6 protein-coding genes are annotated in these 6,127 nt (G+C 70.2%); all 6 read right to left on the bottom strand.

Annotated elements, in window-relative coordinates; translation table 11 throughout:
• Nucleotides 1–159: 159 nt before the first annotated feature.
• The 6 genes from A8M77_RS25725 to hpxZ all read right to left on the bottom strand — a co-directional run bounded on the left by A8M77_RS25725 (nt 160) and on the right by hpxZ (nt 6,122).
• Nucleotides 160–1,746 (bottom strand): ABC transporter ATP-binding protein, encoded by a 1,587-nt coding sequence (locus A8M77_RS25725; RefSeq protein WP_086924358.1) that lies wholly within the window; start codon nt 1,744–1,746, stop codon nt 160–162.
• A 14-nt stretch (nt 1,747–1,760) separates the two neighbouring features.
• Complete coding sequence (gene biuH / locus A8M77_RS25720) at nt 1,761–2,465, bottom strand: biuret amidohydrolase (RefSeq protein ID WP_086924357.1); 705 nt, start codon at nt 2,463–2,465, stop codon at nt 1,761–1,763.
• Nucleotides 2,466–2,476: 11 nt separating this feature from the next.
• Nucleotides 2,477–3,397 carry an ABC transporter permease gene (locus A8M77_RS25715; protein WP_086924356.1) on the bottom strand — a complete coding sequence of 307 codons (921 nt, stop codon included), beginning with the start codon at nt 3,395–3,397 and terminating at the stop codon, nt 2,477–2,479.
• Nucleotides 3,394–4,473: an ABC transporter permease gene (locus tag A8M77_RS25710; protein WP_086924355.1), complete on the bottom strand. Its 1,080-nt coding sequence runs from the start codon at nt 4,471–4,473 to the stop codon at nt 3,394–3,396. The genes A8M77_RS25715 and A8M77_RS25710 overlap by 4 nt, the downstream gene beginning before the upstream one ends.
• Nucleotides 4,474–4,588: 115 nt before the next feature.
• A complete protein-coding gene (locus tag A8M77_RS25705; protein ID WP_086924354.1) occupies nt 4,589–5,704 on the bottom strand; it encodes a BMP family ABC transporter substrate-binding protein in 1,116 nt (371 codons plus the stop codon).
• 25 nt (nt 5,705–5,729) lie between these two features.
• Nucleotides 5,730–6,122 (bottom strand): oxalurate catabolism protein HpxZ, encoded by a 393-nt coding sequence (gene hpxZ, locus A8M77_RS25700; protein ID WP_086924353.1) that lies wholly within the window; start codon nt 6,120–6,122, stop codon nt 5,730–5,732.
• Nucleotides 6,123–6,127: the final 5 nt, after the last annotated feature.

The raw sequence follows: 6,127 nt of genomic DNA, 5'->3' as shown, positions 1-6,127 counted from the left end.
TCGCCTTTCTTTGGTTACTTTCTTTGGCGAAGCAAAGAAAGTGACTCGCCCGCCGGGGCGAATTCCCGGCTCCTGCGCAACAACAACCGCAACGTACAAACAAAGGCCCAGTGCCCCCACCCCCACCCTCCCCCAGAGGGGAAGGGAGCAAGACAGCGTTCATGCGTGATGCCCCCCACCCATGTGCGCGCCGAGCACATGCCGCTCCGCCGACCCTGCCGGCGTCTCGAACACGATCCGCCCTTCGCTCATCACCACGATCCGGTCCGCCATCTCCAGCAGCTCGTCCAGGTCCTCGCTGATCAGCAGCACCGCCCCGCCGCGCGCGCGAACCTGCCGGATGCGCCCGTGGATCTCCGCCACCGCCGCGAAGTCCAGCCCGAACACCGGATTGGCCGCGATGAGCACGTTGATGTCCCCTGCGAGCTCGCGCGCCAGCACCGCGCGCTGCACGTTGCCGCCCGAGAGGCTGCGGATCGGTGCGCCCTCGCCGCGTGTCTTGATGCCGTACTCGGCGATCCATTCGCGCGCACGCTGCCGCCAGGCGCCGAAGTCGAGCACGCCGGCTCGGGCCAGCGGCGGCTGGTCGAAGTCGCGCAGCGCCATGTTCTCCGCCACGCTCAGGTCGCCGACGCAGGCGTTGCGCAGGGGCTCCTCCGGCAGGCTGCGCACCTTCAGCCGGCGGTTCTCCTCGCGCCGCGCGCCGTAGGCCTCGCCCATCACCTTCACCTCCCCGGCCAGGCGCGCGCGCTGTCCGACCAGCGCCTCGACCAGCTCGCGCTGCCCGTTGCCCGAGACGCCGGCCACGCCCAGGATCTCGCCGGCGCGCACGTCGAGGCTCAGGTCATGCACGGCGAGCGTCCCGCGATCGCCCTGCGCGCGCAGGCCCTGGACCTGCAGCGCCATCGGCGCATTCGCAGCGACCACCGGCCGGACCGCATCGGCCGACGCGATCTCGCCCTCCGGCGGCGGCGCCTCGCCCTCCCCCATCATCGCGGCCGCCAGGCGCGCCGGATCGGTCTGGTCCACCCGGCAGTGATGCACCGCCTTGCCCCGCCGCAGCACCGTCACGTTGTCCGCATAGGCCATCACCTCGCGGAACTTGTGGGTGATGATCAGCACGGTGCACAGCCCGCTTCGCGCGAAGGCGCGCACGTGGCCCAGCACTTCATCCGCCTCCTGCGGCGTCAGCACCGAGGTGGGCTCGTCCAGGATCAGCAGGCGCGGCTTCAGGTAGAGCTGCTTGAGCAGCTCCAGCTTCTGCTTCTCGCCGGCCGCCAGCGCCGAGGGGCGCAGGTCCAGGTCCAGCCGGAAAGGCGTGGTCGCGAGAAATTCCTCCAGCTCGGCGCGCTGGCGCTTCCAGTCGATCACCGCGGGCGTGCGGCCGCCGGCCAGCAGCAGGTTCTCGGCCACCGTCATGCCCGGCGCCAGCGTGAAGTGCTGGTAGACCATGCCGATGCCGAGCGCCCGCGCCACCACCGGGTTGGCGATCTCCTGCTCGCGTCCGTCGATCAGGATGCTGCCCTCCTCCGCGCGCTGGAAGCCGGCGACGCATTTGACCAGCGTGCTCTTGCCGGCACCGTTCTCGCCCAGCAGCGCGTGGACGCTGCCGGGCTCGACGCACATGCTCACGCCGTCCATCGCGGTGAAGTCGCCGAAGCGCTTGGTCAGGCGGTAGGTGTCGAGCGCGAGCGCGCCCGTCGCGGCGGGCAGCGCGCCGATGGGTTGGGCAGCGGGATCGGCCATGAGCACCGCTCCCGCTACATCCCGGCCAGCGCTTCGAGCAGCGCGGCCGAGGTGGCATGCGCGCCGAACACGCCGCCCTGCATGGTGATCATCTTCAGCGCGGCCAGATGGTTGCCGTGGTCGGTCGCCGCCGTGCAGTCCGACAGCAGGAGGCATTCGAAACCGCGGTCGTTGGCATCGCGCATGGTGGTGTGCACGCAGACGTCGGTGGTGATGCCGGCGAGGATCAGGTTCTCGATGCCGCGCGTGCGCAGCACCAGCGCCAGGTCGGTGGCGTAGAAGGAGCCCTTGCCGGGCTTGTCGATCACCACCTCGCCGTCCAGCGGCGCCAGCGCGGGGATGATTTCCCACCCGGGTTCGCCGCGCACCAGGATGCGGCCGCACGGCCCCGCATCGCCGATGCCCACGCCGCCGGCGCCGATCTGGCGCGAGCGCCAGCGCTTGTTGGCGGGCAGGTCTGCCAGGTCCGGCCGGTGGCCCTCGCGCGTGTGGATCACGCAGAAGCCCAGCGCCCGCAGCCGTGCCAGCGTGCGCGCGATGGGCGCGATCGGCGCCTGCACCAGCGACAGGTCGTAGCCCATCACGTCGACGTAGCCGCCCTCGCCGCAGAAGTCGGTCTGCATGTCGATCACGATCAGGGCGGTGTTGTCGGGCCGCAGCGCGCCGTTGTAGGGCCAGGCGTAGGGGTCGGCGGAGACGAAGCGTTCGGCAGTGCTCATGTGTCGTCGGTTCAGCGGGTGGAAGACAGCTCGCCCGGGCTGCCGGCAGCCACGCTGCCCGGCCTGCAGGTGAGCACCAGGATCAGCAGCGTGAGCACATAGGGCACCGTGTTGAAGAGGTGGTACCCCCAGCCCACGCCGATGGACTGCAGCGCCGGCCCGATGGCGCCGGCGCCGCCGAAGAGCAGCGCCGCGCCGATGCAGCGCAGCGGGCTCCAGCGCGCGAAGATCACCAGCGCCACCGCGATCAGGCCCTGGCCGCTGGAGATGCCCTCGTTCCAGCTGCCGGGGTAGAAGAGCGTGAGCGATGCACCGCCCAGCCCCGCGATGAAGCCGCCGGCGGTGGTCGCCGCGATGCGCAGTCCCACCACCGAATAGCCGAGCGCACGCGTCGCATTGGCTGAATCGCCCGCCATGCGCACCAAGAGGCCGATGCGCGTGTGCGCGAAGGCCCACCACATCGTGATGGCCAGCACGATGCCCAACGGCACCAGCGCATTGACCTGCAGCGCCGCGCGCACCACCGGGTTGTCGCTCCAGTCGCCCAGCGGGATGGCCGGCAGTTGCGGCGCCTGCGGCTGGATCAGCGGCTTGCCCAGGTAGAAGGCCAGCCCGGTGCCGAAGAGCATCAGCGCGATGCCGGTGGCCACGTCGTTGACACGGTCGAGCGAGCACAGCAGGCCATGCAGCAGCGCCAGCAGGGCACCCGCCGCGGCGCCGATCAGCACGCCCAGCCAGGCCGAGCCCGTGAGCCAGGCTCCCCCGAAGGAGGCCATGGCCGACAGCACCAGCACGCCTTCGAGTCCGAGGTTGATGCGGCCCGACTTTTCGGTGAGGCATTCACCCAGGCTCACGAAGAGAAAGGGCACGCCGACGCGCAGGCCGCCGCCGACGATGCCCGCCACGAGCGCGATCCATTGATCCATCGTCATACGGGCTCCTTGCGCAGGTGCGGCTCGGGCGCCGCCGGCGCCCGGCTCTTCAGCAGCTTCTTCCAGTCGACCATGCGCAAGCCCTCGCTGGCGAGGATCAGCACGAAGGCCATGCCCTGGAGCACCAGCACCGAGGCATCGGGCAGGCCCACTCGCCGCTGCAGCAGGCTGCCCGCCGCGCCGAAGCCGCCGAAGAGGATCGCGACCGGGATCACCGCCACCGGGTTGTGGCGCGCGATGAAGGACACCAGGATGCCGGCGTAGCCATACCCTGCGATCAGCGAGGCGTTGGCGTTGGTGTGGACCGCGGCCACCTCCACCGCGCCGGCCACGCCCGCGCAGGCGCCGCCGAGGCCGCAGGCCGCAAGGATCAGCCGGCTGGCGGGCAGGCCCACCAGCTGCGCCGTGCGCGGGTTGCCGCCGACCACCCGCACCGCGAAGCCGGAGGCCGTGGCGCGCAGCCACAGGCCCGAGACCAGGCAGGCGGCGATGCCGATCACCAGCCCCCAGTGCACGTCCGAGCCGCCGATGCCCCCGATGCCCAGCCCTTCGGCCAGCGAACGCGTGGCCGGCTTGTTCAGGCTGGCCGGATCGCGCAGCGCGCCCTCGACCAGGTGCTTGAAAAGCCCGATCGCCACATAGGCCAGCAGCAGGCTGCTGATGGTCTCGTTGATGCCGCGGTACTGCCGCAGCCAGCCGGCGAGCACGATCCACAGCGCGCCCGCGAGCGCGCCGGCGATGCACAGGGCCAGCGAGCCGAGCGCGTTGGCCGGCAGCGGCAATACGTAAGGCAAGGCGGCGCAGGCCAGGCCGCCGAGCACCAGCGCGCCCTCGCCGCCGATGATCACCAGCCCGGCGCGCGCGGGGATCGCCACGCACAGCGCGGTGAGCATCAGCGGCGCGGCGCGCTGCAGGGTGTTCTGCCAGGAGAACCAGTCGCCGAAGGCGCCCTTGAACAGGATCACCCAGACCTCCAGCGGACTGGCACCGGCGAACCAGACGAACACGCCGAACAGCAGCAGCGCCGCCGCGATGGCGAACACCCGCAGGGAGGCTTCCTTCAGTGCGCCGGGCATGGCTGTCGAGAGAAGGTGCTGGCCGCCGCCGGGCCGCCCCAAGGCGGCCGGGCCTCCCCCTCGGGGGGTGGAGTTACACGAGCGCAGCGAGTGAAAAGCCGGGGGGCAGACATATTCAGCCGACGGAGCCGACGACGCCTTCGACGAGGTAGTTCATCTTCTCCAGCTCCAGGTCGGTCTGCTTGAGCGCCTTGCCCGCGGGAATGACCACCGCGCCCTTGTTGTCCTTCAGCCCGCCCTGGAAGATGTCGAAGCTGCCGGCCAGCATCTTGGCCTTGACGTCCTCGGCGTTCTTCTTCGCCGCGTCGCTCACCATCGCGCCGTAGGCCGACATCTTCACGTAGCCTTCCTTCAACCCGCCGCGCAGGAAGTTGGGATGCGGCTTGCCGGCCTGCGCCGCCTCGACGATGGCCTTGTAGGCGGTGAGCCAGTTCCACTCCGCGCCGGTGAGGTAGGCGTTGGGCGCCAGCTTCGCCTGGCTCGCGTGGTAGCCGCAGACCATCTTGCCGCGCTTGGCCGCGGTCTCGACCACCACCTTGGGCCCGTCCACGTGCATGGTGAAGACGTCGCAGCCCTGGTCGGCCAGGCTGTTGGTGGCCTCGGCCTCCTTCACCGCCATCGACCAGTCGCCGGTGAAGATCACGCTGCAGGTGATGCCGGGCTTGACCGAGCGCGCGCCCAGGGTAAAGGCGTTGATGTTGCGCAGCACCTGCGGAATGGGCTTGGCCGCGACGAAGGCGATCTTGTTGCTCTTGGTCATGTGGCCGGCGATCACGCCGTTCAGGTACTGGCACTCGTCGATGTAGCCGAAGAAGCTGCCCACGTTCTTCGGGTGCTTGCCCTCGGCCCACAGGCCGCCGCAGTGCGAGAAGCGCACCTCCGGGTTCTTGGGCGCGAGCGCGAGGATGTGCGGATCGAAGTAGCCGAAGGAGGTGGGGAAGAGCAGCTTCGCGCCGTCCTGCGCGATCATGCCGGTCATGGTCTTCTGCACCGCCGCGGTCTCGGGCACGTTCTCTTCCTCGACCACCTTAATGCCGGGCAGCTTCTTGAGCTCGGCCGCGGCCTGCGCGTGCGCCTGGTTGTAGCCGTAGTCGTCGCGCGGGCCGACGTAGATCACGCCCACGGTCAGCGGCTTCTGCGCGCTGGCCAGTGCGCTCCAGCCGCCGAGGGTGGAGGCGGAGGCGAGCGCGGCAAGGGACTTGAGGGATTCGCGGCGGTTGAACTGGCTCATGGGTGTGCTCCGGGAGTGGAAGGGGTCAGGGGATCGGTGAATCGATAAGGCTCACATGCGCGGCCACCACGCGCCAACCCTGGGCGGTGCGCATCCAGGTCTGGCTCTGGCGCCCGGTCTTCGTGCTGCCCTCGCGCTGGAACTCGCAGTTCGCCGTTGCGAAGTCGCGGCCATAGGTGGTGATGACGGTGCGCAGCAGCGCGCGCGCCAGGCCCTGCGCGGGCCGCGCCGCGCGAAAGGCCTGGATGGCGGCGTAGCCGTAGAGGTTCTCGCCGGCGCCGTAGCGCAGCGTGTGCGGGCTGTCCCAGAACAATTCGTCGAGCACCTCGACCTTGTTGTGGACCAGTGCGTCCTCGTAGCGTGCGAAGACGGCCTCGACTTCGACCAGCACGTCGGGCAGGTTGATGGCCAGCGTCATGGCGT

It is taken from the genome of Variovorax sp. JS1663 (assembly GCF_002157355.1).
Lineage (GTDB): Bacteria > Pseudomonadota > Gammaproteobacteria > Burkholderiales > Burkholderiaceae_C > Variovorax.
This window is presented reverse-complemented; position numbering and strand designations above follow the sequence as displayed.